The organism is Pseudoalteromonas sp. ABE4_541 (assembly GCF_056312285.1).
In genome coordinates this window covers 334362-360874 of record NZ_JBSVEM010000001.1, presented here as the reverse complement: position 1 = coordinate 360874, position 26513 = coordinate 334362, and the positions used below count along the sequence as shown (strand labels likewise).

Here is a 26513-nt window from a genome sequence, read left to right as displayed (position 1 = left end):
TAGTCCAAATTGCTAGATAGATTGGAGACCATATTTTTTTATCTTATCTAACAGTGCCCTATGTTTTGGTAGTTTATCTCTCAAATAGCTATCGTAACCCTCTCTTCGTTCAAAGTGCATTTTTATATCAGAGTCAGATAAAGCAATTTTTTCATGCGCGCTCGTTTTATAATCCATTCCATATAAGACAAATAAAAAGTTTTCCAGAAAAAACACTTCAAATTGACTAAAAAAATCGTCTTTAACCGGAATAAAGTCTTCCCAGAGGGTAAGGCGAGCTTTGAGACTCTCAGGGATCGAAGCATTTTCTCTATTGTCGATCCAAAACGCAGAGTCTGTACGATCTGAAATACAATAATGCAACTTAATAAAATCGACTACTCGTTCCCAAGCGTATTGCATAGATTGGTTAAATCGCTGCTCCAGATAATCGATTTGTGACAAAGTCTTGGGGAAACGCTGAGTGAGAAACTTCGCACAAAAATCCGTTAACAAAATTGAAGTGGCTTCCAAAGGCTCCAAAAAACCTTGTGCTAAGCCCAGTGCAACACAATTCTTATGCCAAAACTTTTCTCGAAACCCCACTTTCATTGGAATTTGTCGATATGCTACTTGCCCCCTTTTGTGCCCCAAATACTTATCAAACTTAGTCGCGGCTTCATCGTCAGACATATGCTTACTTGAATAAACAAAGCCAACTCCCCGCCGACTAGACAATGCAATGTCCCAAATCCAGCCCGCTTGATGCGCAGTAGCGATTGTATAAGGAGGGATTTCATCATCTGGTTCAGTGGGAACCTGAACAACTAAAGCTCTATCAACAAGCAATGTATCTGAAACACTCTTAAAAGGGACCTTCAGTGTTTTGTCGATCAATAAAGAGTTAAAGCCTGAACAATCAATGTAAAAGTCGAAGTGAAGTTCACCAAACTTATCTGTGATTAAGGAGGTGATCGCCCCTTCTTCATTACAATTAACTGTCAATACGTTCGCGTCGATATGCTCCACAGCATATTTTTGTTTTGCATTTCTCGCCAAAAGCTGTGCAAATTTAGCGGCATTTAAATGATAAGCATAGGCCAAATCCGACTGATACTCTGGTGTTGTAATATCTTTTGGCGCAAGAGCTAATTCGCAAACTTGATGCTGCGCAGATAAATAATCGGCATAGTGTTTAACCTGATCACCTCTATTTAGCCATAACTTGGTGAGCTCTTTGGCTTGCGTTGCATGAGGCACATCAAATAAGTGATGGAAATAGTTAGCCTCGCCATGAGTCTTCTTATCCATCCAATTCACAAATTTAATTGATTGTTTAAAAGTCGCGTCGCATTCACGTATAAACTCAGATTCACTGATACCAAAACTCATTAACGTATGCCTAATATCAGGTACTGTTCCCTCTCCAACACCTATTGGCGGCACATCCGACGACTCGATGAGTGTGACTGACACATCACCTTGTGCTGCCATGGCTTTACCTAAATGATTTGCTGCCAACCATCCAGCTGTACCACCTCCGACTATCACAACTTTCTTAATATCCATAAAAACACCTAATGGCTATCTTAAATGCACAATTTAACGATTTTTATATTAATAAAAAAGCCCAGCAATAGCTGGGCTTTTTTTATTTTTTTCTATTAGAAACGAACCGCTACACCCACTTTGTAACGTGCTTCACCTTCAAAACTCCATACAGGGAAGTCATTTAGTAAGTCAGGATTTGGTAACGTTGTAGAGCTGTGGTTGTTACCAAGCTGGATACTGTCTTCTTCAGTTAAGTTAATACCTTCGAAAGTAACATCCAAGTAATCAGTCACGGAGTAAGTCGCGCTGAAGTCAAGTTGACCATATGACTTATGCTCACGGTTACCGTACCAGCCTGGTGCTTCACGAATAATAAACTCTGAACGCCAGTTATAAGCTAGACGAGCTGAGAAGTTATCTTGCTCATAGAAACCAACTAAGTTGTAGGTATTCTTTGATGAATCTGAGAAAACGCCCACTCTATCAGGGTAGTTTTCAGCCGGCGCTTCGGTATCTGCATAAGTGTAGTTGAATGAGTAACCGAATCCGTTATCAAATGCGTCTTGGATCTGGAATTCAATACCTTCGATTGAACCACCACTACCGTTAGTAGACTTACTCACTGTCCAACAGTCATAAACGCCAGCACCACAAGGCGGATCACCCGCATCAGGGTTGTCTTTATAAACTGGAATTTCGATACCAATTTGCTGATTCGTTTGCTGTTGAGTAGAAATAAATGAGCTTACTTCTTTGGTGTAGTAAGTTAAGCTAACTAGACCATCCGCACTGAAATACCATTCAACACCGATATCTGCTTGGAATGCCTTGAACGGGCTTAGGCCAACATTACCAGATTGAAGTACTTCGTTTAATGGACGGTTATCGGTGTAACCAGCCAAGCTGCGAGTTGCGAACAAATCAGCATAGTTTGGACGAGAAATTACTTGTGCAGCAGATGTACGTAAAATCACATCTTCAGTCACATCAATCGCCATGTTAAAGCTAGGTAAAAACTCGCTATAATCTGCTTTGTCAGTTGTTAATGTAGTTGCGTATTGACCTGTTGCACTTAAGTCGTAGTAATCTGACTCAATATCTGTCGCGATGTAGCGTAGACCAACGTTACCGCGGATGCTATCACCACTAAATTCGGCCATAGCATAAAGCGCTGTGTTCTCTTCTTCAACGGTACCATATGCCTGTGGACGCTGTGTATAGCCTTCTGTCATCGCTAAAGAATCAGCGATCATCAGATCCATATTTGGCTCTGGAAGAACAAAACCACCGCCAGCTGAAACTGTACCTGGGTAGTATTCAGATGCGCTTCTCATTGGACGAAGATCGGCATTGACGTTTGCACCATTACCATCTTGCGTTACTTTGTGATCAGCATAACGGAAACCCGTTTTAATCGCTGTGATAACACCTAAATCTAATGGGATTTCAAAATCTAGGTTGAAGTAAGTTTCTTCATCCATATCAGGATTGAACTCTGGCGCCCAAGTTTGTGGACCAATCGTGCCAGGTAAAATGCTCGCATTGTAGCTCTTGTTAGCAATATTGTAGTTAACAACATCACCAGTCATATCAATCGTGCCAGTGAAATCAGCAGTGTTGTTTGAATACTCACCGAAGTTTGCCGTTGTTACAGCACTTTCAGCGTCGGTTTTACCAATGCGACCCGAGAAAGTGAAGCTTTCTGCATTATATTTCCAATCAAAATCGACTGTGTCTGATTCCATACTTGCTTTACGTACCCAAGTTTGGAAGAACGCAGGGCCAACACCATTGCCAGCATTGGTAACGTTCGCATACACACAGTTACCTGACGCATTTCTCTTATCACAAGAGCCTTCACCAGGGAAAATGATAATTTGCGTGTTAGCATTATTTGCGCCTAGCTCAAGGCTAGTTACATTCAAGCCAAAGATTAATGAATCATTAGGTTGATATTGGAAAGCAGCATAAAGCGCTGTTCTATCACGCTCCTGCTGGAACGTAGTTGGTGCCATAGCGCCACTCCAACCACCTGAAGATTCAATACCATTTCGTTGATAATCAATTTCAGATTTAGCACCAGAAATCAAAACACCAAACGTTTCTTCTTCATTTTTCCAGCTATATAAGCCAGAAACTTCAGGATCTGTTTTTTCTGATACTGTGCCGTAGTCGCCTTTAATGCTACCAAATGCAGTGTTCGCATCTAAATCAAGAGGCTTACGAGTTTTAACAATAACTGTACCACCGATACCACCTTCAACAATGTTCGCTTGAGAAGATTTGTATACTTCTAAGCCGCCAACAAGTTCTGAAGGTAATAATGAGTAGTTGAAGCTTCTATCAACTGCTTGCTGATCGAACCAACTTGTAGATGCAATTGAATGACCGTCTAGCAAGGTGCGTGTTAATTGTGCTGATGCACCTCGAATTGAAACCTGCTGACCTTGACCAAATTGACGAGATACGCTCACACCTGAGATACGTGCCAAAGATTCGCCCACATCTCCATCTGGAAACTTACCAACATCTTCAGCAGTTACTACGTCAACAACGGAGTTTGCGAAACGTTTTCCGTTGATGTTTTCTTTATTTGAAGCACGAATACCGCGAACTTCAATTACTTCAACATTTTCATTGGCTTGATTATTATCAGCAGCAACTGCAACGCCAGACACACCTGCACTTAGTACAAGACCGACATTAACTGCTAGTAAGCTTTTCTTAAAATTATTAGCTAACACAGGATTCCCCTTGAATCATTTTGTTGGAATTTTGTATCACTTCTGCCCAGTGATGATGACAACGCTGTCATCTAATAACAAACCATACACCGTAAATTACAAATTCGCTACATGTTTTTTGCTGAATTAATCAAAAAATATTCAACAATAAATATAAGCTATTGAATTTACGTAAGTCTTAATCTCTAACTTTATGATTTGTTACAAAATCTGGTGAGAATATAACATAAAAAGCCCAATTTAGAAGCCAAAAAGGGAACTCTAATATGAAAATCAATTATGAAGAACGCTCTGTTATAACTTTTTGAAATATTTATATTGGTTTCGAAAAACTTTGGCAGAAGTATTCAAGGGTATATATTTCAAAAATGACAACGCTGTCATTATAGATTTTCAAGCTACGGATGTCCAGCATGCGAGCTATTAATTCGCCCAGTTTAAGTGTTAAAGGTGACGTTTTTATTGAGCTTCAGAGCGTTGAGGAAATTAATTTGGAAAATAGAAGTTATTTATCAGTAGAAAGTCAAAATACCAAGTAAGTCATCAAGAAATGACTCACTCGGTACTTAATACATGAATCTGTTATGGGCACCAATAAACAGTAAGATCAATATCGGGGTGATTCAAAACGGCTCTGAGCGGAATTTCGAATTCAGATCCTGCCTGCTTGGCTATCTCATAAACTGCGCGCTTTTCTTCACCACCGATAAGCAAAATGACCTGACGAGAATTCGCAATGCCATTTAATGTGAGCGTCATACGCTCAGTAATACTGCCTGTCACTTCACTTTGTTTAGCATTGATCGCACAAACTGAATTAGATGATGTTAAGCCAAACTCCAACCCTTCAGCATGGGGGAATAGTGACGCGGTATGACCATCAGGACCCATACCAAGTATTGTAATATCCGACTTTCCTAATGCTTGATATTGCGATTCACAATCACCCTGCCCTTCCACTGCACTGGATGCAGAATTTTTCATGGTGACAAAACGTGCTTTTTCGGCATGGTTTTGTAGCAAAGTAGATTTAATAAATGCTTCGTTCGATTTTTCGTGGGTTGCATCAACCCAACGCTCGTCCACCATGGCAACCGACACTTTTTCCCAATCAAACGGTAAATTTGATAGGTGTCGATAAGCTGGCGCAGGAGAGGAACCACCTGATACCATCATAACTGCGCGTCCGTTTTGCTCAATACCTTGAACCAAACCTGCTTCAATTTTACTTGCAAGCGCGTTTGTCATCGCCTCTTTAGAGTCAAAAAAATGTTCTGTTAATTGAGCCATTATGCTTGCTCCCCAACGTTGAACCACGCATGGTTATTTTCTTGCAACAGTTCATCTGCGTCTTCTGGACCCCAGGAACCAGCTCGATATAACGACGGAATTCCTTTTTTCTGCCATCGCTCGATAATTGGGTCAATCCATTGCCAAGCCTGACGCACTTCGTCACGATGGATAAACAGCGCAGGGTTATTCGCCGCAGCATCAAGCATTAATCGCTTGTACGCATCAGAATGGAAACTCGAGCCGTATTGTTCGCTTAATTCAATATTCAGCGTAACCGGCTGCAACTCCATGTTTAAATTATCCATACGTTTCGACATCAAGGTTAATTGAATGGTTTCTTCTGGCTGTAAACGGATCACCAAGCGGTTTGGTTGAATTGGACCAACAGACTCATCGTAAACATTGTGAGATACGGACTTGTACTCAACAACAATCTCCGCACAGCGCTTTTTCATGCGTTTACCCGTTCTGAGATAAAAAGGTACCCCAGCCCAACGCCAGTTATCGATGTGTGCACGAATAGCGACAAAAGTTTCGGTTTTGCTTGAACCTTCACCCAATTCTTCCAAATACCCTGGAACAAGTTTGCCATTTAAATCGCCCGGTACGTACTGACCGCGCACTATGTTAGCATCAACTTGCTCATCAACAAGAGGACGCAAGGCTTCAAGTACCTTGAGCTTTTCAGCACGAATACTATTTGCGTTTAGTTTATGAGGTGACTCCATGGCAACCAAGCATAAAAGCTGCAATAAGTGATTTTGCACCATATCTCTCAGTGCACCCGCTTTGTCATAAAAGCCAGCTCGCGACTCTAACCCAACCGTCTCAGAGATACTTATCTGAATGTTATCGATAGATTTTGCATCCCAAAGATTTTCAAACAGTGCATTTGAAAAGCGCAGTGCCATTAAGTTTTGAACTGTTTCTTTACCGAGATAATGGTCGATGCGGAAGATTTGTTCTTCCGAGAAATACTCAGCAATTTTGGCGTTTATCTCTTCAGCTGATTCACCGCAGTAGCCAATTGGCTTTTCCACAACAACTCGTGATGTCGCCGTGATCAAATTTTTTGTCGATAAGATCTCACAACAAGTACCATAAACTGCAGGCGGAAGTGACAAGTAAAACACACGAGATTTATCTAGCGCATCTTGTTCTAAAATTGTACGTAACTCATCCCAATAAGCATCAGGTTCTGTAACGTTAATGACCACTGGTACCAAAAACTCGGCGAACGCCTTCCAATCGCGTAGGTTAAACTCCCCATCCCCTAAAAATGACTTCAGGGCTTGCTGTGCTGTTTCGACGTATTCTTGTTTTTTACTTTCTTCTCGAACAGTTGGCAGAATACGAGAGCCTTCAGGTAAGTTGCCTTCTTGATATGCGCGATACATTGCAGGTAACAACTTGCGTAATGCTAAATCACCGCCCCCACCAAAAATAACAATATCAAAAGGATTAAGCATAAATTACTCTCTACTGGTTAAGCGCGTCATAACAGCCCTTGTTCGATGACTACGCATTGATTTATTTGAGTCTGGTGTAACCTATGCCTTAGCGTACCAGACTAACCGCTAATTAACGGTGTTGAATTCGATTGTAACAGTTCAACTATTAAAATTGATGGTGAATAAACACCGTGATGAAAATAACAGGTAAAGGCACAGTGCGATATAATAAATGAGCCTTAGGGGCACTGTAATTCCTCTCACAAAAATACAGGCCCTAAGAACTCCAGCGCTACCCGTTCAAAGGTATTTTTTCACTTAGAAGTGAACTGGTTGTCACATAAAGATGACGAAACTATTTATCTATTATTCTTGTAGTAATCAATCAAGCCTGCGGTTGAACTATCATGTTCAAAACTAACGTTCGGCTCAGTTAATTCTTTTTCAATTTTTGAAGCTAACCCTTTGCCAAGCTCAACACCCCATTGATCAAAAGAACAAATCTCCAACACAATACCTTGGCAGAAGATTTTATGCTCATACAAAGCAACCAATCTGCCAACAGCCTTGGCGTCTACCACATCTAATATCATGGATGTGGTTGGGCGATTACCTTGGTGAATTTTGTGCGCCAAAAGGGTTTCAATTTCGGCTTCTGGCTTGCCTTTAGCCGATAAATCAGCTCTTACCTGTTGTTCATCAACACCTGCCATCATAGCTTCGGTTTGTGCAAAGAAATTTGATAACAAAATATCGTGATGTGCACCCACACTCACCTGAGGCTTAAGTGATGCAATAAAATCAGCTGGCACAATATTATTACCTTGGTGTAAATATTGGTAAAACGCATGTTGACCGTTTATCCCTGTCATACCCCAAATAAGTGGTACTGTCGTGTATGGTACCGGAGTACCATCAAAAGCAACATGTTTACCATTGCTTTCCATTTCACCTTGCTGCAGATAAGCTGGTAACATATGTAATGCTTGATCATAAGGTAAAATAGCTTGTGCTGTATGTCCTAAAAAGCTTGTATTCCAAACACTTAATAATGCCATAATAAGTGGGATATTACGCTCAAAAGGAGCTGTTCTAAAATGCTCATCAATTTCAAAAGCGCCTTCAAGGACTTCAACAAACTTATCGTAGCCAAGGTACAACGCGATTGGTAAACCAATCGCACTCCACAAAGAGAAACGACCGCCAACCCAATCCCACATGGTAAAGACATTTTCATCAGCAATACCAAACGCACGAGTTTTCTCTAAATTGGTACTCACTGCAACAAAATGCTTGGCAATCTCACTTTCACTGTGTGCGTGCTCTAAAAACCACGAAACCGCTGAACGAGCATTAGTCATAGTCTCTGATGTGGTAAAGGTTTTTGATGAAATCACAAATAAAGTTGTTTCTGGATCAAGCTGCGCTAGCACACCTGCTAGCTGAACACCGTCAACATTTGAAACGTAGTGCACATTTAAAGTGTCATCGGCATAGCTTGTTAGTGCCTCAGTCACCATTTGCGGACCTAAGTTTGAGCCACCTACACCAATCGCTACAACATCTTTTACCGCCTTATCTGTATATCCAACCCATTGGCCGCTGCGAACTTTATCAGAAAACACTTTAATTTTTTCCAATTCCGCATTCACCAATGGCATTACATCTACACCATCGACAATAATAGGCTTATTATTTCTGTTACGAAGCGCGACATGAAGCACCGCTCTGTCTTCAGTGAAATTGATCTTTTCTCCACTGAACATTTTCTCCCGCCACGCGCTCAGTTCTGTTTGCTCTGCTAGAGCAATGAGTTGAGAAAATGCTTGGTCATCAATTAGTTGTTTTGAGTAGTCAAATAAAAGCCCTGGTATTTGACAAGAAAACTTAGCAAAACGCTGTGCGTCTTGTGCAAACAAGTTCTTTAAATGCTGCTGCTTTAATTCACTTGCTGATTGCTCTAAAGCCTGCCAACTACTTAAATCACTACGGCAACTCATACCCATTCCCCTAACAAAAGCGCGTTAAACGAGCCGTTAACCGGCTGTTTTTAGTCGCGAAAGATTATCGACAGCAATTACCATATGCCAGAATGACAACGCTGTCAATTTTCTTCTATCCAATTTTATAATGTGGATAATAACGCAATTTTAGACTTTTGACACCGGTATCATTCATTTATTTATGATATTTCTACTGCTATTTTTCATTCAGATTAGATAGACTAAGCAGCTCACATGATCATTTAATGAATTTCGCATAGCTAGATGGATTGGCCTTTGGATGGTGAGATTTGTTTTGCACTCATTAAAGTTTATGTCAGTCTGGCTATGTGTAGTATAGTTATTCTGCTTTATCGCACGAATAAAGAAGTATTTATTCTTGTTGAAGCCCGATATCGATGCCTCAACAAAGTAAAATCAAACATCAAATTTAACGGGCTTTAGGCTACGGAAACAAAAGAACAATAACATGAAAGTCACCATTAATGATGTCGCTAAGTTAGCCGGTGTTTCAATGAAAACCGTCTCTCGGGTGATCAATAAAGAACCTTCGGTCAGAAAAAAGACCTATGACTTGGTAATGAGTGCAGTTAATGAGTTGAACTATCAGCCTAATATTGCTGCAAGGAATTTAGCTGGTACGTCCTCATTTGCCATCGGGCTTGTCTACGATAACCCAAACGCTTATTACGTAATTGATATGCAAAACGGTGTATTATCGCGCTGTAAAGATGAAGGTTATGAGTTGGTTATTCATCCATGCAGTTATCTTGATGATAATATGCAAGAAGAATTCATAACCATGATTAAGCGTTCTCGTTTAGCTGGCCTTGTGTTGACCCCTCCGCTTTCAGAACAGCAAAGCATTATAGATATGTTGGATGAAATGAAAGTTCAGTACGTTCGCTTATTATCTGGTCGCGAAAATGATGTGCCAGAGCGTAAAAACTGTATTTTGGTTAATGACTATGCTGCTGCATATGAAATTACTCAACATCTCATTTCTCTAGGACATAAGCGCATTGCTTTTGTACTTGGGGATAAAGAACACAAATCAACTTCGGAACGTTTGGCAGGTTATCAACAAGCTCTCCGCGATCATAATATCGAGCCATCGGAAGAACTATTATACGAGGGAAGCTATTCTTTCGAGTCAGGTGTCAAGGGCGCAAAAGCGTTGTTAGCAAATGGTAATCCACGCAAAATTAGTGCAATCTTAGGTGGTAACGATGAGGTCGCCGCGGGTGCTTTGTTTGCTGCACGCTTAATGAATATCGATATTCCGAGCGAATTATCAATTACAGGGTTTGAAGATTCACCATTCTCTCGCCAAACTTGGCCAAAACTCACCACTGCACACCAAGCCAATGATGTCATTTCTGAACATGCCGCAAGATTGCTGTTTAGTAAAACTCGCGGCTCTAGAAAGCAGGATAAAGACATTCAAACCACATTTACGCCAAGCCTAGTAGTACGAGAAAGTACGGGGCCCGCAAAGTAAAAAGCAATTAAGGCACTGCCCGTGCCTTAACTTTACTCACTCACGATATGTTTATCCATCATCTCGTTGGTTAGACCAGGCGTTAGCCAGTGCTTTTACCAAAGATGCTAATGGAATCGCGAAAAATACCCCCCAGAAGCCCCATAAGCCTCCAAAGAACAACACCGCAACAATGATATAGACTGGATTTAAATCAACTGCTTCTGAAAATAACAGCGGCACTAACACATTGCCATCAAGGGCTTGAATAACCCCATAGACTATCACCACAGTCCAAAATTGCGCTTCAATACCAAATTGAAACATTGCGACCGCTGCAACGGGGATCGTGACAAGCGCAGCACCAACAAACGGAATGAGCACGGACAATCCTACGAGCGCTCCAAGCAAAGCTGCATAGCGTAAATCCAAAACAGAAAATGCGATAAAACTGGCAGAGCCAACAATCCCTATTTCAAACACTTTGCCACGAATATAATTCATAATTTGATGGTCCATTTCAGACCACACTTGGCTGATCAATCGCCGCTCTTTAGGAATTAAACCAGAAATTCCCTTCGTTAAAATCACTTTGTCTTTTAACATAAAGAATACCAGTAAGGGCACTAAGATAAGGTAAATCAGCCAAGCCACCACATCTTTCAAAGAAGTTAATGACATTGAAACAACAAACTGTCCAATTTCAAGCGCTTTGGCTTCCACGCTAGTAACCAAAGTTTGCACTTGATTGGCGGAAATAAGTGCCGGGTAATCCTCTGGTAGATGCAACAGAAACGCTTTCCCCTGCTCTATCATGTATGGGCTTTCTTGTAACAGGTTACTGAGCTGCTGCCAAAGTACTGGCACAATGCCCAGCATCAAAGCCAAGCATAAACCAACAAACAATAAAATAACCAGGGTAGTAGCTAGGGTACGATTTGGCACCATTTTTTGCAAACGAGACACAGGCCAGTCAAGCAAATAGGCTATCACCAAGGCGACTAAAACCGGCATTACAAATGGACCTAAGAAATACAATAAAGCCACTGATGCTATCAGCATTAATAACAAAGTGACCGAGTGAGGATCTGAAAATTTATTTTGGTACCAAGCTTTTACAATTTCAAACATTGCTTATGTGAACCTCTATTGATGGCTCTGCGCCGTCATTTTTTTTAAAAGAATAACTATGCTGACTGAGATATCGAACTATATCACCAATGTCTTGTTGTTTGAGATAAAAAAAATGAATACTTGAATTGATTTGCTCCGCTTTTTTCAACTGCCACTTAAATTGAACAAACAACTGCGGGCATTGGTAAGGTGATAAATTAAACTCAATTATTTTCTTTTGCATTGACTTTTTTCTAGGTATCTAATTGCAATATTTTTCACGATTCTAGCACCTCATACAAGTAACTTAAAAGCGCACAACTGTGGCCTGATAGAGTACAATGGTTTATCCTTTTACGATAAATAATGTTGGAGAGTAGCTCGTTATGCCCCATGCGAACAATAAGGCCATATTACCTGCCAATCCTACGCTAAAAGAAATAAATTGGTACAAAAAGCAGATCAATTGGGGGGAGTTACCACCATTTTATCATATGGTCGCTTCGTCTATTAGTGAAACCGAGGGAATTTTGCATCACGGTTTTGATAACGCAGTGAAACGAGTGCTAAATAAACGTAACTGGAACTTAGAGTTACTGAATGGCTATGAAGACAATGTCGGCGCTATTCACTGTGAAGACAAACCAAGACTCGCGCTCAATCAAGTGTTTACGGAGCGAGGATTTGAGTTATGGGCGTTCCCATACGCAAAAGACACCAAAGTAGATAAGTACGTTAAAGATAATCGTTTCTTAGAATTTTATGTGTGGGATCCACATAGTATGAAACACTTGGTTCGTATTAACCAATTACATAAATTTATCGGCTTTTACTTTGACAGAGGAGATGCTGCAGATAAAGCATTAATACTCCACGCCCATAAAGTCGTTCACAAAGTTATCAGTTTTTTACAAGCTGAATTGAACATTGTTTCAGTTGGTGGTGTCACAATTAAAGATTTTTATTTAATGTGTGAAAAAGACGCCCGAATATGCGGTGATGAGATTGACATCGCACGCATTATGCTCGGTGAAGGTTTAAAAAAGGAATAGTATGAGATTGACCCCTGTAGTCCGTGGGGCATTGTGCTTAGCGATGTTGATCGCAAGCCAGACTAGCCATGGACAAAGTGCCCTAAAATTGCCAGACCTTGGCACTTCAGCCCTACAAGCGCTCCCCATAGAAAAAGAACAGGCCATCGGTGAAGTGATGATGATGCAGATCCGAAGCCAGTCGCCCATTATTCAAGACCCCGTTTTGGATGAATATCTTACGTCATTAGGTAATAAACTCGTTGCCAATGCCAACGACGTACGTTTTCCTTTTTCATTTTTTTGGATAAATAACCAAGCATTAAATGCTTTTGCGTTTTACGGCGGGCATGTTGGTGTTCACACAGGCTTACTAGCAGAAGCTGATAACGAAAGTCAATTGGCATCCGTATTAGGCCACGAAATTGCACACGTTACGCAGCGTCATTTGGCTAGGCGAATTCAGCAAGCACAAGATAATAGTGCGATGACTTTAGCGGGGATGATCGCAGGTATCTTAACGACCGTAGTCGCACCAGATGCAGGTATGGCGATACTCGCAGCTAACTCTACGCAAGCTCAATTAAGCCAATTAACGCATAGCCGACAAGCTGAGCAAGAGGCCGATCGCTTTGGGATGCAAACTCTTTATGAAGCCGGTTTCGACCCAACGCAATCCAGTGCGTTTTTATCTAAATTAGCAGCGCAGATCCGTTACCAAACAAAGCCACCCGCCTTCTTACTCACTCACCCATTGCCTGAGTCTAGGGTATCTGATGTGAGGCTTAGGGCTCAACAATACGCTGCAAGGTATGTACCTGTAAGCCTTAAATTTGAATTGGCAAAAAGTAGAGTGCTGGCACGTTATCAGTACTCCAGTGAAGATGCACAAGCATTTTTTGAAAGCCAATTACGACTCAAAGCAACAGAGATGAATAAACAAGCGCTGGAATACGGCTTGGCTTTGAGTTTGCTGGATCAAGGTAAGTTAGACCAATCACAATCTCTATTGGAAAAGTTGTTAAAGCAAGATGACAACAATCTTTTCTACCTAGATGCCTACACCGACTTACTGATTGCACAAAAGCAGCCTCAACAAGCAGCCAAAATGCTGCAAATTAAACATGAGTTTAGGCCTAACAACCAAGTGCTGACGCTTAATTTCGCCAATGCCGCGATCAAAGCAAACCAATTAGATTTAGCCGAACGTACATTAAGGCTCTTTCTACTCGAAAAGCCCAAGCATGCACTAGCTAAAGAGTTACTCAGCGATGTTTATAAAAAACAAGGAGACAAAGCAGCATATCATGAGATGAGAGCCAGTGTGCTCGCTTTATATGGAGCTTATATAAAAGCCGCCGATGAAATTCAGCGGGCTTTAAATCATGTCGAAGAAAAAGAAAAAATCAAAGAAACTCGCTTGAAGGCGTTACTAAGTCAATACCGCCAAATGCAAAAAGAGTTAGCAAAGCTTTAAGTCGCCTTCTTGATACATTAAAATAGTCAGAAAAACGAATAGGACTTGATATGTCAGTTACAATTTATCATAACCCTCGCTGCTCGAAATCGCGCGAAACCCTTGCTTTACTCGAAGAAAACGGGGTTACTCCAGAGGTTGTTGAATACCTAAAAACACCTATCAATCTTCAACAACTCGAAACATTATTAGCACAATTGGGCTTTAATTCTGCGCACCAATTAGTGCGCAGTAAAGAAACAGTGTTCAAAGAACTCGGATTGAGTAAAGACAGTGATGAGGCGACGCTTCGTCAAGCTATGATTGACAATCCAAAACTGATCGAGCGCCCTATCGTTGTTAACGGACAAAAAGCAGCATTAGGTCGTCCACCTGAATCTGTATTGTCAATTCTTTAATGATTAGCGTCGTTGTTCTTTACCATTCTAGCCATGGCTCAGTGGAAGCGATGGCTCATGAAATTAGCGATGCACTAGAATTCAGTGGTGCGGTCGTTAAACTTCGTACCTTCGAAAAAAAACAGCCGCATGATCAAGTGATCTGTAAACAAGATCTCATTGACTGCGATGCGCTCGCTTTTGGCTCCCCAACCCGATTCGGTATGATGGCTGCACAAGCGAAAACATTTTGGGAAACCACCAGCGACCTTTGGTTAAAAGGCCAGTTAATTGATAAACCAGCGTGCGTATTTTCATCTTCGAGTAGTATGCATGGTGGTAACGAAGCCACACTTCTTAACCTCTCCTTACCTTTATTGCATCATGGTATGATGTTACTAGGTGTTCCCTATGATGTGCCCGAACTACTGGAAACAAATACTGGGGGCACCCCCTATGGTGCAACACATGTTGCAGGTGCACATAATTCTAATGTGTTGAGCGAATGTGAAAAGAAAATTTGCCGCGCGGTCGGTATCAGATTATTTAATATTGCTAGTAAGTTAAAATGACTAAACCAACGAAACAACCGATCACTGTTACTTATCAACGCCTAGCTATTTTTGGCTACGTCGGGCTACTTATTCTGATGCCAACATGGCTTTTTTGGCTGGCCCCTAGGGAAGGATATAGTACGGGCTTTGTGTTCACTGTTTACATACTCCCCTTATTGCTACCGTTAAAAGGGGTAATACAAGATAAACCATACACTTACGCTTGGGCTAACTTCATCGTGATGATTTATTTTATTCATAGCTTAAGCTTGCTTTGGGTATCTCCTGAAGAGCTGCTGTGGGTCTCTCTGGAATTATTGTTTGCCACCTGTATGTTCATAGGGTGTACTTATTATGCTCGTCATCGTGGCCAAGAGCTTGGATTAAAGATCCGTAAGCTAAAAGACGAACTCGCTGAAGAAAAAGCTGCGCACCAGGACGGTAATAAGAAATAGGCTAAAGTTAAAGCTGAGGAAGCTCAGCTTTAACTTCTTATAAATGCGCTTAAAACTAATAGTGCAAACAGTACTTGCGCACTCACGCTAAACCAACTTAATGCCATCAAACCTTTCAGTGACCAAGGGTGAGGTAAAGTAGGGTAAAGTTGCCCTTTTCTTACCATGCGTGCAAAACCAAATAACATCAGGCCCAGTGCAGTAGCCCCCCAAACAACCATAGATTTATCTTCAATTTGCTCACTAAAAAATAATACAAATTGTAGGGGTAGTAGCAAGCTAACTAGCGCATATAATACATGAACCTGTTTTATCTTTAGGATTTTTGCACTTTCCGACAATTCCTTAATCCCTCTTTGTTCGAGCGTTTTTTTCGCAACTAAGGCAGACTGTTTAAGCGCTAAGCGATAAGGTGTTTGTCCGGTTTCATCAACTTTATGAGCTTCAACTCCGTTGTCTAGTACTAAATTTATCATCGTAGCTAAGTTTGACTGAACAGCGAAATGTAAAAAGGTTTGCCCCTTCGCGTCAGTATCATTGACATCATGATACTCAATCAGCTTCTCCACAACGTTAACAAAGCCTTTTTCAATTGCCCACATCAGCGCTGACTTATTATTTTCGTCTCGAGCCGTCCCTTTGGCCCCTTGTGCTAGCAACGCCATCAACTCTGGTTGTTTAATGTCATCACGACAGATCAGCTCTAGTAATGCTTGCTCTAGCCTCTCTACAATTTGCTCTTTATCGTCACAAAGCTTTTCCAACAAACCATAGTAATGCGCATCTTGAAGTAGTAGCTCTGCGGCTAGTGATGCAGTCGCGTCACGATTTACTATGCAATGATCCAAATGTGTTTCAATCGCAGCTTGAAAACTAGGCTCAAGCCAGGCCGTACAAACATCCTGTGGAGATAACTGAATGTTGGCCGCCAAACACCATTCAAATACTTGGCCATATTCTAACGCGATAAGTAAATCAAAAAAGTTAGGATATTCAGTTGACTCAATTTGTATCGCTAAATTGCTGTACTGAGTAAAGCACTCTAACAATCGAACAATCAGCGCTTGGCGAGTCATACCTGATTGCTCTATATGTGCAAACAACTGTTGTGTATAAGCCTGCTGCTGCTCATCATATTCGTCAATATGCTGAAAATAGCACGACTCAAAAGGCTCCAACGGTTTTAACCATTGAAGGTAAAAAATAGGAGGGAGTACGGTCGTTTTAACGCCTTGATCATCTGTACTTGTCGTACAACTTGGCCAAGTTTCTAGGGCGTCGAGTATAAATGCCCCATTTTGCTCTACCAAGCCACGTAGTAACATTGGATACTGCGATGGCCAAATCAAAACATGTTCCATGAGCTTATAGTTCACCTATCAAAAACAAAAATCACTGTCGTCTATGAGACTAAATTCGACAGCCTGACTGCTGGGTGAATAATACCAATTTAGTGAAAAAATTGCTTCGCAAAATCTAAGTAAATCACATGATTATTTCAACCATCTTATAAAACAGCTAAAATCTTTGTGGCTCAAAGTCAATTTAAAATGCTATACACAACAAATCCGAAGGAACCATGATGAAACAACTCGAAACATGGCAGGTTATACTCATTATTGCAGGTGTCTTGGCTGTTATTTGGAGCAATATTGCACTACTCAAATACTCGACCAAATTTGACGTTAAAGTTAAACCCAATAAAACAAAAGAACAAAGTGATGAGAAAAAACAAGACGAAAAAGAAGATGGCTTGGACTAACTGAGTAACTCAGTAGTCCAAACTCTTTAATTATGGTCGAGTTACGCAACTAACCAGTGGGCCATTAAGCAAATAACAGGCAATGTAACTAATGTGCGTAAAATGAAAATCGCAAACAGTTCCAGAAGATTGACAGGGATCTTGCTACCAAGCAGTAATGCCCCTACTTCCGACATATAAATAAGTTGAGTCACACTCATCGCAGCAACAATAAACCGAGTCACATCGCTTTCAATACTACCTGCAGCAAGAATTGAAGGAATGAACATATCAGCAAAACCCACAACGATAGTTTGCGCCGCTTTTTCAGCTTCAGGCACATTAAGAAGCTCTAAATAAGGCACAAATGGCGTGCCCAGCACCTGAAATACAGAGGTATATTCAGCAACAATTAATGCCAGTGTACCCACTCCCATCACTACAGGTAATACCGCAAACAGCATATCTAGCGCATTACATAAACCTTCATGCAACGTGCCCTTTACGCCGGGCGCCTTTCTTGCCTTTTCTAATGCAACATCTAGTGCATGCTTAAATAAGGTTTTACCTTCAGGTGTTGCTTCAGCATCTTTGTCGGCTGGACTTCCATCAACATACATATCTTGTTTAAAACGCAGTGGAGGTAATCGAGGCACTATAATTGCGGCAACAAAGCCTGCCAAACATACTGTTAGATAAAATGGTGCAAACAAGTGCTCCAATTTCACTTGGCCTATCACCACCAAACAGAATGTGATAGACACAGCAGAGAAAGTCGTTCCAATAATAGCGGCTTCTTTTTGTGTGTAGTATTTGTCTTCGTACTGCCTAGCCGTCATCAAAATACCCACGCTACCATCACCTAACCACGACGCAACACAGTTAACCGCACTACGGCCAGGCACCCCAAAAAGTGGTCGCATCACCTTAGTCAACAATGTACCGACGAGCTCTAACAAACCAAAATTCAACAACAAAGGAAGTAATAATCCGGCTAAAATAAACACAGAAAACAAGACTGGCAGCAAGTCGTTCAATACCAATGCTCCGGTATGTTCTGAATGGATCATTGCAGGTCCAACATTGAAGTATGTCATTAGAATAAATGCCATACCTGCCAAGCGTGTCAATAACCAGATCCAGCTCACGTCAAACAAATGCTTGACCAAGGTTACGTTCATCAAAGCCGCAGGCTTGAGAAGTTTGACAACTAAGCTCATCACACCTGTTATGCAGATAATGCCCAAAATAAGGGTATCAATAAAAGGGGCTACAAACCCTTGTAAAGCTTTTGCCATGACCGCAATGGGGATTGTCATTGCCTCACCAATTGCAACTGGTGTCATAAACAAAAATACCCCAATAAGCGAAGGAACAATAAATGCGAAAAGCGTGCGCCAATCGGGCGTCACATTGCGACTTGTTTGTGTTGTCATTATATTTAGCCTACAAAAACGAAGAAAAGAGCCTAGGCTCTTTTCTCATTGAAAAAACAGGTCAACTATTAAATAGTTAAACCTTTATCGCGCAATGCCTTAAGTAGTGCTTGCTGCAGTTGCGCCATTACATCTGTATCTAGTACTTCTCCTTGCGCATCACGCCATGTAATAGAGGTACTCTTATCTTTGGTCGTTGCAATAGAAATCTTATAATCCCCACTTTCGATAGGTAACTGGATTTCATCATCGCCCCAAATTGAATCCCATACGCTCGTGTCAGGTTTCTCATAACGAGTTGAAATATCTCCTGAATCACGATCAATTTTAATGATAGTGAAGCCCATACGCTCTAAAAAGCCTGAGAATCTGTCCAGCACTATATCACTGCTTTGTTCTGTAAGCATAGCGCCGTTTCCTTGCGCATCGAAGCCAAGCTCAAGCGATAACATACCCTGCTGCTTTCTCAGTTCAACTTCAAGCAAACGGTACAAATAGTCGAATTCAGCCACAACTTCATTAACAGCTCTTGCCTCAAGCCGCTGTTTTAATAAATCATTTAATTCAACTTTGTCGCTGCGGTAATCCACTAACTCTGCTCTTAACGATGCTGTTCGTTGATGCGCTTTTTGCTCCACAATAAAGCGAAATTTTTGCTCAGACACGACCTCATCGTCTTCCCAAAACCAACCCTCCGTTGGTTTGATCAACGAATACCAATCGGTTGTCACACTCCCATCCGCTCGTTTATCTTCAACTAAAGATATACTTCTGTTGCTCATAACACTGTCAACAGACTGCCAAATAAAATTAGTTAAGTGTTCAATACCGTCATTTTTATCAAAAAACACTCTTGCTAGTTGTTCGTTTTCTTCAACCCAACTCCCCTTTGCAAGCGTCAAAACTTGAGCGGGTGGACGGTAAGCTTTTGGATCAGGGTCGTTGTCAAAACTCGCTACGGACATTGTGTAAACGGGATCTTGTGATGGCTGTTTTAAATTAGTAGGCACCTTAACAGCTTCATGCACACGGTAGTTACGCTCATGATGTGCATCATTTGTAAAAACACTACACCCAGATAAACCAAGTAATACGCCGATAGCCAACGTTTTTGGGATCCAATACTGCACTGATTATTCTCCTTAGCAGACCCATTAATTTTTATTTCAATACTATGAGTAGGGAATGCTGGTTTGGTTCACTGTCAAATCAAAATATTCCCAAAGATGGTGAGTTCTTTAAGAATGAATAGGTTAGTCTTAATCAACCGTAAAATTTTGCAACTATGGTACTTTCCAATGGGCATAAACACAAGAATGCCATAAAATAATCCACCTTACCGACAATAATTCTCAGATCAGACATGTTCATAGCTCAGATATATGTTACCATTTTCGGTTAAATATCAACTGTTCGCCGTTCAGTTCTGTACAGAAAATGGGCAGTACACAACTTTAAAGGTTAGGTTTCATTAATGACTGCATTTGCAAATCAACAACTGGTGTTAACAGCCATAGGTGAAGACCGCTCGGGTATTGTCAGCGAGTTGACTCAACTGGTAAGTGATTGCCACTGTAATATCATCGATAGTCGAATAGCGATATTGGGCAACGAATTCACTTTTATTATGTTATTAAGTGGGGATATGTCCGCCATTAGTCGCGTTGAACACAGCTTACCTGTCAAAGGCATGGAACTTGGCTTGCTGACGATGATGAAACGCACCAGCTCGCACCAACAAGGCGACTTTAGTGCTGGCTATACTTTGGAATATCACGGGCTTGATATACCTGGCACTTTAAGTAAAGTAACGCGTTTCTTTGCCGAACACCAAATTAGTATATGCTCGCTAAAATCAGACACTTTTGAGCAAGATGAACAATTACATATGCGTTGTGAGCTTGAGTTTAATATTCCCACTGAAGTCAATATAGATGAATTTAAAATTAAATTTGAAGATCTTTCTCACGCGCTCAACGTAGATTATATTTTTAGACGAATTCGCTAAGGATTAACATGAAAACTTTAACAGCAGGCGAGCAAGCCCCCCTTTTTTCACTACAAAACCAGAATGATGAAACAGTCTCTTTGGCCTCTTTGTTAGAGCACAGCCAAGTGCTTGTGTACTTTTATCCAAAAGCGTTGACACCTGGCTGTACAGTGCAAGCTGAACAACTTCGTGATCACAAAACCCAATTGGCGGAATTGAACACAATTGCAGTAGGCATAAGTCCCGATCCAGTGAAAAAACTTAAAAACTTTGAAACCAAAAAAGAGTTAAACTTTGATCTGCTATCTGACGAAGATCATGCCGTTGCAGACGCGTTTGGCGTTTGGGGCTTGAAAAAGTTTATGGGCAAAGAGTACGACGGTATTCACCGCATCAGCTTTTTAGTTGGCCAAGGTGGTAAAATTAAACACGTGTTTAATAAATTCAAAACCAAAGACCATCACCAAGTGGTGATTGATCAACTTAAAAGTCTATAATGTAAAAGAGGCGCTTTATTAAGCGCCTCTTTTACATATCAATCAGTTAATACCAATATATTTGTGTACTTGCACCGATAAGCGCCAGTTCTTTCTCATACAAGTATCTATCGCCAGCTTAGTTGCCTTGGCTTTTTGACTAATAGGCTGCAAGTAAACAAGCTCTGGGGTAACGCCAGTTTGTTCAAACAAGGCTTCTAGCTCTTCCACATGCTTCTGCATCGCCACAGGGTGTTTTATTTCATTGGCGCGCTGCATGGCGCTAGTAAGTACCTTGTAGCCACCCCGCATATTAATTTTTGGCGAAACCGTTACCCAAGTTTGCTCTGGTGCTTTGATCTCAAACGTACCACTGGTTTCTATTTGCGTGCTGTAACCTGCACTATGCAACAGTTCACAAATTGGCACTAGATCGAACATACATGGCTCACCACCGGTGATCACGACGTGTTTTGCTTGATAGCCTCGCAGTTTGAATAAATCGAGAACTTGCTCTGCGCTCGCCTCGGCCCACCATTCTGAATCAGCTTTTTTCTCAACAGTATTTTCTAACGAAATGCGATATGTTGGGTTTACGTCCCAAGTTTGCTTAGTGTCACACCAGGCACATCCCACCGGACATCCCTGCAAGCGCAAAAATATAGAAGGCACACCAGTGAAGCTAGCTTCCCCCTGTATCGTTTCAAAAATTTCGTTGATTTTGTACAAAATGGCTCCGTAATGTATGACTAACTCAAAAAAACACCAAGGAAAATTGTTATTTTCTCAGCGGCCGTGTAGTATATCGCGCCCTGAAGTAAACCTCTATCAAAATCGAGGCAAAACACCTATGAGCGAAAAAGTTGTCGTAATTTATTCCGGTGGAATGGATTCATATACCGTGCTAAACAAAGCTATCCGCGCAGGCTATGAAGTCTATGCGCTTTCTTTTAACTATGGCCAACGCCATGTAAAAGAGCTGCAAGTGGCTGCACAAGTGTGTGACAAGCTGAATGTCGCTCATAAAGTTGTGGATATTTCGGCGATTAACCAACTTATTGGCGGTTCTTCACTCACCGATGACATTGAGGTCCCAGAAGGTCATTACGAAGAAGAAAGTATGAAGAGCACCATAGTGCCAAATCGTAATATGATTTTGCTCTCTTTGGCTGTTGGATATGCCGTTTCAATTAAAGCCAACAAGGTATTTTACGGTGCACACTCGGGCGATCATGCAATTTATCCAGATTGCCGTCCTGAGTTCGTAAAGAAAATGGATGACGTTTGTCGCATTGCCAACTATGAAGAAATTGAAATTGTTTGCCCGTATTTGAACAATAGCAAGATTGATATTTTGACTGATGGCCTTAAGATGGGTCTAGATTACGGTGATACTTGGACTTGCTATAATGGCCGAGAGAAAGCGTGTGGAAAGTGCGGCGCTTGCCAAGAACGCTTAGAAGCCTTTGAGCTAAATCACGCTCAAGACCCACTTCCTTACGAAGCATAATCATGAAGCGGGAGATAGTACTCCCGCCTCACACCCCACTGTAGAAATCTCCATACTAAGACTATTCCTTTAGTGTAATCCCTGATATGTTTATACGGATTTGTAAAATTAAGGAAATGAATATGTCTGGCACAACTATGGTTGTTCTGATTGTTTTTATTGCAGTTGGCTTTGGTGTGTTAAACAAAATGCTTAATACCTATCTAACTCACAAGAAAACACAAGATAGTGAGGAAAAGAAGGCTCTTGAGCAGGAAATTAGTGCTCTTAAAGAGCGTGTATCTACACTCGAGAAAATCGTCACTGATGAGGGCTACACGCTCAAAAAAGAGTTTAACAACCTATAACTAACTGACTTAGACTGAATTAGAAAAGTAGTCTGATGTTCCATGCGCTTGTAGTGCCTCTGACAAGCGCTCTAATGCTAGTAAGTAAACAGCTTCACGCATTGATGTTTCGCGCTCTTCGTATAATTGCCAGGCACTGTTAAATGCGCTGCGCATATAATTCTCAAGCTTCTCACTCACTTTACTCTCACCCCATGCTTCACCTTGTCGATTTTGACACCACTCGAAAAAGCTCACCACAACGCCACCCGCATTGGCTAGAATATCTGGAATAACCTGCGTACCTTGATTTTTTAGTTGCGCATCAACCTCAAAGGTGACCGGACCATTTGCAATCTCAACAATATATTTTGCCTTTATTTGATCCGCATTATGTTTAGTTATAACACCCGCGAGCGCGGCCGGAATTAATATATCTACGTTCAACGCTAATAACTCTTCATTAGTTATTCTATCATGCTCAATGTCTTCACACACAGAGTGTTCACAGTACACGGCTTTTAGCGTATTGCTTTGCTGCTTTTCATGATAAACGCTTTCAATATCTAACCCTTGTTGGCAGTAAATTCCCCCTTTTGAGTCGCTCACGGCAACCACTTTATATCCTGCTTTTTGTAACAATCGCGCGCAATGATAGCCGCCATTACCAAAACCTTGTATCGCGACCGTCTTGTCACTGGGTTCCCAGTCTAACTTTTCAGCCAGTGCTTCCACACATAAATAGGCGCCTTTGCCGGTCGCACTGTCTCGCCCTAGACTGCCACCAAAAGCGATTGGTTTACCAGTAATCACCGCCGGGCACTTAGTTCGAGTTATCTTTTCATATTCATCCATCATCCAACCCATGATCCGAGCATTGGTGTACACATCGGGGGCTGGGATATCCAGTTCAGGACCAATAAAGTCAGCTTTTGCGCGAATATAAGAGCGAGCCAAGCGCTCCAATTCCATTGGTGAGAGAGATTTAGGGTCTACCGTTACGGCGCCTTTGGCACCACCAAAAGGCACTTTTACAACAGCACACTTCAATGTCATCCATAGTGCGAGTGCTTCAACTTCATCTTGGTCGGCTTGATGATGAAAGCGGATCCCACCTTTCGTTGGTCCTAATAAGTCGTTATATCTGCATCTATATGCTTTAAAGTAAGCCGTTTCACCGTTGTCTTTACGAATAGCAATATGATTGATCAACGTACTCTGTGGCTGACGTAGCGCCTCCAGCACAGCATGATACCTTTCGTCATGCTTACCAATGTTAGTAAGCCTCGCTATTGCATCTTGTAAAATGTTATCACTCATTCTTCATCCTTCCCTACGCACGATATTCAGTTATACGGTTCAAATTAGAAGAATAGTTTAATTTTCAAAAACAAATCAGCTATGGCAGGGTTAATTAATCCATCAGCTCGTCCACGAATCGGCAAGGTCTAACGCTCGGTTTAATAAGAAACATTTGTTTTTTAGCCCGCGTCAACGCCACATAAAACAAGCGGCGTTCTTCAGCAAACTCAAAGCGCTCTTTTAATGGTAGCATTGCCTCCAATAAAGGCTGCTTTCTAGCTTGAGAAGGAAACCCCTGCTTTCCTTCGTGTAAACCCAGCAAAATGCAGTATTCAGCCTCACGACCTTTAGAGCTATGAAATGTCATTGTTTTGAGTTGTATCTGTTGAAATTGACCTTGCAGCTTAGCCACAAACTGCCTGTCAGGTAACATCTTATGAAATCGGGCCAATATCAGTACGCTAGCGCTGCCATGAGCGGCAAGACTCTCTATAATTTGAGTTAAAGCATCCTGCTCGTTATCTGAATCCCAAACCTTAATGGTCTCATCCGCAGATGATATATTCGCAGAAATTCTTTTGTTCACTTGCTCTGGGTTCACACAAACGAATTGGCGGGACATATCCAGTATCTGCTGAGGATAGCGAAATGTTCTATCCAATTGGGTGACCGTTCCGGCCCCAAAGTGGCGTATGAATTGTGTCGTTAAGGTAACGTCCGCTCCGCTAAAGCGGTAAATAGACTGCCAATCGTCGCCCACCGCAAAGAGATAGCGCTTAGATTGTGCAAGCATGGCCATAATTAACGCTGCACGCACTTGTGAAATATCCTGAAACTCGTCAACCATAATATGGTGCCAAGGTACTCGAAACTGCCCTTGCTCAATGTAGCGAGTTGCTCGTGCAATCATATCTTCAAAATCGATTGCATTTTCGTTACTAAGATAAAGTTGATATTCAGCAATGATCGGTTTTAAACACTCCAACAGTTCACTTTGCTCTGCTTCAATTTGCCCAAGTTGATTTATTGCTGATGCATTTTTATATGCGCTAATTAATGACCGAATGTGTCTGACAACCCGTGTGCTATTGGGCGATTGCAAGAATGTATTCACGTTGTCAATATTTGCTACACCACATTCCTGTTTACAAAAGTACTCAAACGCGCGCTTGAAGCCCAAATCCATACATAGCGCTTGCAATGTATCTTGAATAAACGCATCCATCTTTTGGCTATCTGTGATGAGCTCACTGAGCTTGGGGTGTTCCCCTTCTACTTGCGTAATAATATGCATGCCTAGGGAGTGGAAAGTCATGCAGCAAAATTGCTCACCTAGTCGCTGCGTAAGCTCTTGCGAGGCTTCATTGCCATATGCGAGTAATAATATTTGTTGCGCTTGTGTGTTGGTACTTCTCAATAAGAAATGCGTGCGCGCTACCATCACACTGGTTTTTCCTGTTCCCGCACCAGCCAATAAAAGCTGTCGTTCATCTTGAATAATGCAGGCGCGCCTTTGAGCTTGAGTCAACGGCTTTGCTTCTATAGTGTCAAAAAAGTGCTGATATTGATGCATTTGATAGGCAATAAAGGCTTCCCTAAAATCGTCAATATCGGCGTCTTGCCAGCTGCTCAGCTCTCTAACTGTAAAAAGCGCTTGGCGTAAAGCGTGAGGCAATGAGGTCTCAGGTTGCCATGATAACCAGCACTTAGCCAAGTTTTCAGCTGACTGACGTACGACCTTTAGGTTATTCGATGATAAATACTGTTGCTTCAGTAATCGTTCTAACTTATTGAGACTTTTCAAGAGGAATGGACTGTGATGCGCTATCCAAAGTGTTTGTAGCTGTTCAGTAGTAACACCGGTTTCTGCCAGTGTAAAAACATGGGGTTTGCTATCCGCTTTCAAGTATATCGTTAGAATATAATGAAAAATGCTTTTCTTTAACTCTGGTGGCTGTAAAAGTTTTTCCCACTGAAATAACAACTCCCCAGACTTAGTCGTAAGCTGGATATGATTATCAGACAGCGTTAGCGTTTGGCAAGATAAGCCAAAATTAAACAAGGGTAAATTTTTCAACGAATTAATGCTATAAGAAATTTTCGAGAGAATATTAGCAGCTAGTAACCCAAAAAGACAAAAGCTACTGGGCCTGAAATGCAAAAAAACCAGCGTGATGCTGGTTTTTTAAATTTGGTGCGGATGGGGGGACTTGAACCCCCACGG

The 26513-nt window shown here is 41.5% G+C and carries 23 protein-coding genes; 11 read left to right on the top strand and 12 right to left on the bottom strand.

Features of this window, described 5'->3' with window-relative positions; all coding sequences use genetic code 11:
* Positions 1 to 12: 12 nt before the first annotated feature.
* From ACW689_RS01795 to pgi, 5 genes are all read right to left on the bottom strand, one after another.
* On the bottom strand, positions 13 to 1548 hold the full coding sequence (locus tag ACW689_RS01795; protein ID WP_476287988.1) for a tryptophan halogenase family protein: 1536 nt from the start codon (positions 1546 to 1548) through the stop codon (positions 13 to 15).
* Positions 1549 to 1643: 95 nt separating this feature from the next.
* On the bottom strand, positions 1644 to 4274 hold the full coding sequence (locus ACW689_RS01790; protein WP_476287986.1) for a TonB-dependent receptor: 2631 nt from the start codon (positions 4272 to 4274) through the stop codon (positions 1644 to 1646).
* Between the two features lie 582 nt (positions 4275 to 4856).
* Positions 4857 to 5564, bottom strand: a complete 708-nt coding sequence (pgl, locus tag ACW689_RS01785; RefSeq protein WP_476287984.1) for a 6-phosphogluconolactonase — start codon at positions 5562 to 5564, stop codon at positions 4857 to 4859.
* On the bottom strand, positions 5564 to 7036 hold the full coding sequence (gene zwf, locus ACW689_RS01780; protein WP_476287982.1) for a glucose-6-phosphate dehydrogenase: 1473 nt from the start codon (positions 7034 to 7036) through the stop codon (positions 5564 to 5566). The genes pgl and zwf overlap by 1 nt, the downstream gene beginning before the upstream one ends.
* 341 nt (positions 7037 to 7377) lie before the next feature.
* On the bottom strand, positions 7378 to 9018 hold the full coding sequence (gene pgi / locus ACW689_RS01775) for a glucose-6-phosphate isomerase (protein WP_476287980.1): 1641 nt from the start codon (positions 9016 to 9018) through the stop codon (positions 7378 to 7380).
* A gap of 472 nt (positions 9019 to 9490) precedes the next feature.
* Here pgi and ACW689_RS01770 point away from each other — a divergent pair, with 472 nt between their 5' ends.
* Positions 9491 to 10522, top strand: coding sequence for a LacI family DNA-binding transcriptional regulator (locus ACW689_RS01770; protein ID WP_476287978.1), 1032 nt, complete (start codon positions 9491 to 9493; stop codon positions 10520 to 10522).
* Between the two features lie 51 nt (positions 10523 to 10573).
* Here ACW689_RS01770 and ACW689_RS01765 read toward each other — a convergent pair whose 3' ends face one another.
* Positions 10574 to 11632 (bottom strand): AI-2E family transporter, encoded by a 1059-nt coding sequence (locus ACW689_RS01765; RefSeq protein WP_476287976.1) that lies wholly within the window; start codon positions 11630 to 11632, stop codon positions 10574 to 10576.
* Between the two features lie 368 nt (positions 11633 to 12000).
* Here ACW689_RS01765 and ACW689_RS01760 point away from each other — a divergent pair, with 368 nt between their 5' ends.
* From ACW689_RS01760 to ACW689_RS01740, 5 genes are read left to right on the top strand one after another with little or no spacing between them, the layout of a single operon-like run.
* Complete coding sequence (locus tag ACW689_RS01760; RefSeq protein ID WP_476287974.1) at positions 12001 to 12666, top strand: hypothetical protein; 666 nt, start codon at positions 12001 to 12003, stop codon at positions 12664 to 12666.
* A gap of 1 nt (position 12667) precedes the next feature.
* Complete coding sequence (gene bepA / locus ACW689_RS01755) at positions 12668 to 14122, top strand: beta-barrel assembly-enhancing protease (RefSeq protein WP_476287972.1); 1455 nt, start codon at positions 12668 to 12670, stop codon at positions 14120 to 14122.
* A gap of 50 nt (positions 14123 to 14172) precedes the next feature.
* Positions 14173 to 14520: an arsenate reductase (glutaredoxin) gene (gene arsC / locus ACW689_RS01750; RefSeq protein WP_476287970.1), complete on the top strand. Its 348-nt coding sequence runs from the start codon at positions 14173 to 14175 to the stop codon at positions 14518 to 14520.
* Positions 14520 to 15071, top strand: coding sequence for an NAD(P)H:quinone oxidoreductase (gene wrbA / locus ACW689_RS01745; RefSeq protein WP_476287968.1), 552 nt, complete (start codon positions 14520 to 14522; stop codon positions 15069 to 15071). The genes arsC and wrbA overlap by 1 nt, the downstream gene beginning before the upstream one ends.
* Positions 15068 to 15508, top strand: a complete 441-nt coding sequence (locus ACW689_RS01740; RefSeq protein WP_476287966.1) for a DUF2069 domain-containing protein — start codon at positions 15068 to 15070, stop codon at positions 15506 to 15508. Before wrbA ends, ACW689_RS01740 begins: the two co-directional genes overlap by 4 nt.
* Before the next feature lie 29 nt (positions 15509 to 15537).
* Here ACW689_RS01740 and ACW689_RS01735 read toward each other — a convergent pair whose 3' ends face one another.
* Positions 15538 to 16869, bottom strand: a complete 1332-nt coding sequence (locus ACW689_RS01735; protein WP_476287964.1) for an ankyrin repeat domain-containing protein — start codon at positions 16867 to 16869, stop codon at positions 15538 to 15540.
* Between the two features lie 221 nt (positions 16870 to 17090).
* Between ACW689_RS01735 and ACW689_RS01730 the strand changes: the two genes are divergently transcribed.
* On the top strand, positions 17091 to 17270 hold the full coding sequence (locus ACW689_RS01730; RefSeq protein ID WP_476287962.1) for a DUF2897 family protein: 180 nt from the start codon (positions 17091 to 17093) through the stop codon (positions 17268 to 17270).
* Between the two features lie 41 nt (positions 17271 to 17311).
* Here the strand turns inward: ACW689_RS01730 and ACW689_RS01725 are convergent, their stop codons facing one another.
* Complete coding sequence (locus ACW689_RS01725) at positions 17312 to 18685, bottom strand: YjiH family protein (protein WP_476287960.1); 1374 nt, start codon at positions 18683 to 18685, stop codon at positions 17312 to 17314.
* A 68-nt stretch (positions 18686 to 18753) separates the two neighbouring features.
* A complete protein-coding gene (gene bamC, locus ACW689_RS01720; protein ID WP_476287958.1) occupies positions 18754 to 19815 on the bottom strand; it encodes an outer membrane protein assembly factor BamC in 1062 nt (353 codons plus the stop codon).
* A 344-nt stretch (positions 19816 to 20159) separates the two neighbouring features.
* Between bamC and ACW689_RS01715 the strand changes: the two genes are divergently transcribed.
* Positions 20160 to 20693 (top strand): glycine cleavage system transcriptional repressor, encoded by a 534-nt coding sequence (locus tag ACW689_RS01715; RefSeq protein WP_476287956.1) that lies wholly within the window; start codon positions 20160 to 20162, stop codon positions 20691 to 20693.
* Between the two features lie 8 nt (positions 20694 to 20701).
* Positions 20702 to 21172: a thioredoxin-dependent thiol peroxidase gene (bcp, locus tag ACW689_RS01710; protein ID WP_476287954.1), complete on the top strand. Its 471-nt coding sequence runs from the start codon at positions 20702 to 20704 to the stop codon at positions 21170 to 21172.
* Between the two features lie 42 nt (positions 21173 to 21214).
* On the opposite strand, the gene queE is transcribed toward bcp, so the two are convergent.
* On the bottom strand, positions 21215 to 21880 hold the full coding sequence (gene queE, locus ACW689_RS01705; RefSeq protein WP_476287952.1) for a 7-carboxy-7-deazaguanine synthase QueE: 666 nt from the start codon (positions 21878 to 21880) through the stop codon (positions 21215 to 21217).
* A 121-nt stretch (positions 21881 to 22001) separates the two neighbouring features.
* Here queE and queC point away from each other — a divergent pair, with 121 nt between their 5' ends.
* A complete protein-coding gene (gene queC / locus ACW689_RS01700) occupies positions 22002 to 22661 on the top strand; it encodes a 7-cyano-7-deazaguanine synthase QueC (RefSeq protein WP_476287950.1) in 660 nt (219 codons plus the stop codon).
* Between the two features lie 122 nt (positions 22662 to 22783).
* Positions 22784 to 23008, top strand: coding sequence for a hypothetical protein (locus tag ACW689_RS01695; protein ID WP_476287948.1), 225 nt, complete (start codon positions 22784 to 22786; stop codon positions 23006 to 23008).
* 9 nt (positions 23009 to 23017) lie between these two features.
* Here the strand turns inward: ACW689_RS01695 and ACW689_RS01690 are convergent, their stop codons facing one another.
* Positions 23018 to 24307 carry a Glu/Leu/Phe/Val family dehydrogenase gene (locus tag ACW689_RS01690; protein WP_476287946.1) on the bottom strand — a complete coding sequence of 430 codons (1290 nt, stop codon included), beginning with the start codon at positions 24305 to 24307 and terminating at the stop codon, positions 23018 to 23020.
* 94 nt (positions 24308 to 24401) lie between these two features.
* The gene (locus ACW689_RS01685) at positions 24402 to 26366 is read right to left on the bottom strand and encodes a UvrD-helicase domain-containing protein (protein WP_476287944.1); all 1965 of its coding nucleotides are present in this window, start codon (positions 26364 to 26366) and stop codon (positions 24402 to 24404) included.
* Between the last annotated feature and the right edge of the window lie 147 nt (positions 26367 to 26513).

Coding starts and splice junctions, on each gene's coding strand:
- ACW689_RS01765 (WP_476287976.1), bottom strand. CDS start 11,632: ATGTTTGAAATTGTAAAAGCTTGGTACCAAAATAAATTTTCAGATCCT.
- ACW689_RS01715 (WP_476287956.1), top strand. CDS start 20,160: ATGACTGCATTTGCAAATCAACAACTGGTGTTAACAGCCATAGGTGAA.
- bepA (WP_476287972.1), top strand. CDS start 12,668: ATGAGATTGACCCCTGTAGTCCGTGGGGCATTGTGCTTAGCGATGTTG.
- bcp (WP_476287954.1), top strand. CDS start 20,702: ATGAAAACTTTAACAGCAGGCGAGCAAGCCCCCCTTTTTTCACTACAA.
- ACW689_RS01770 (WP_476287978.1), top strand. CDS start 9,491: ATGAAAGTCACCATTAATGATGTCGCTAAGTTAGCCGGTGTTTCAATG.
- arsC (WP_476287970.1), top strand. CDS start 14,173: ATGTCAGTTACAATTTATCATAACCCTCGCTGCTCGAAATCGCGCGAA.
- ACW689_RS01690 (WP_476287946.1), bottom strand. CDS start 24,307: ATGAGTGATAACATTTTACAAGATGCAATAGCGAGGCTTACTAACATT.
- ACW689_RS01740 (WP_476287966.1), top strand. CDS start 15,068: ATGACTAAACCAACGAAACAACCGATCACTGTTACTTATCAACGCCTA.
- ACW689_RS01795 (WP_476287988.1), bottom strand. CDS start 1,548: ATGGATATTAAGAAAGTTGTGATAGTCGGAGGTGGTACAGCTGGATGG.
- ACW689_RS01725 (WP_476287960.1), bottom strand. CDS start 18,685: ATGACAACACAAACAAGTCGCAATGTGACGCCCGATTGGCGCACGCTT.
- ACW689_RS01695 (WP_476287948.1), top strand. CDS start 22,784: ATGTCTGGCACAACTATGGTTGTTCTGATTGTTTTTATTGCAGTTGGC.
- ACW689_RS01760 (WP_476287974.1), top strand. CDS start 12,001: ATGCCCCATGCGAACAATAAGGCCATATTACCTGCCAATCCTACGCTA.
- pgi (WP_476287980.1), bottom strand. CDS start 9,018: ATGAGTTGCCGTAGTGATTTAAGTAGTTGGCAGGCTTTAGAGCAATCA.
- wrbA (WP_476287968.1), top strand. CDS start 14,520: ATGATTAGCGTCGTTGTTCTTTACCATTCTAGCCATGGCTCAGTGGAA.
- queC (WP_476287950.1), top strand. CDS start 22,002: ATGAGCGAAAAAGTTGTCGTAATTTATTCCGGTGGAATGGATTCATAT.
- ACW689_RS01730 (WP_476287962.1), top strand. CDS start 17,091: ATGAAACAACTCGAAACATGGCAGGTTATACTCATTATTGCAGGTGTC.
- ACW689_RS01735 (WP_476287964.1), bottom strand. CDS start 16,869: ATGGAACATGTTTTGATTTGGCCATCGCAGTATCCAATGTTACTACGT.
- zwf (WP_476287982.1), bottom strand. CDS start 7,036: ATGCTTAATCCTTTTGATATTGTTATTTTTGGTGGGGGCGGTGATTTA.
- pgl (WP_476287984.1), bottom strand. CDS start 5,564: ATGGCTCAATTAACAGAACATTTTTTTGACTCTAAAGAGGCGATGACA.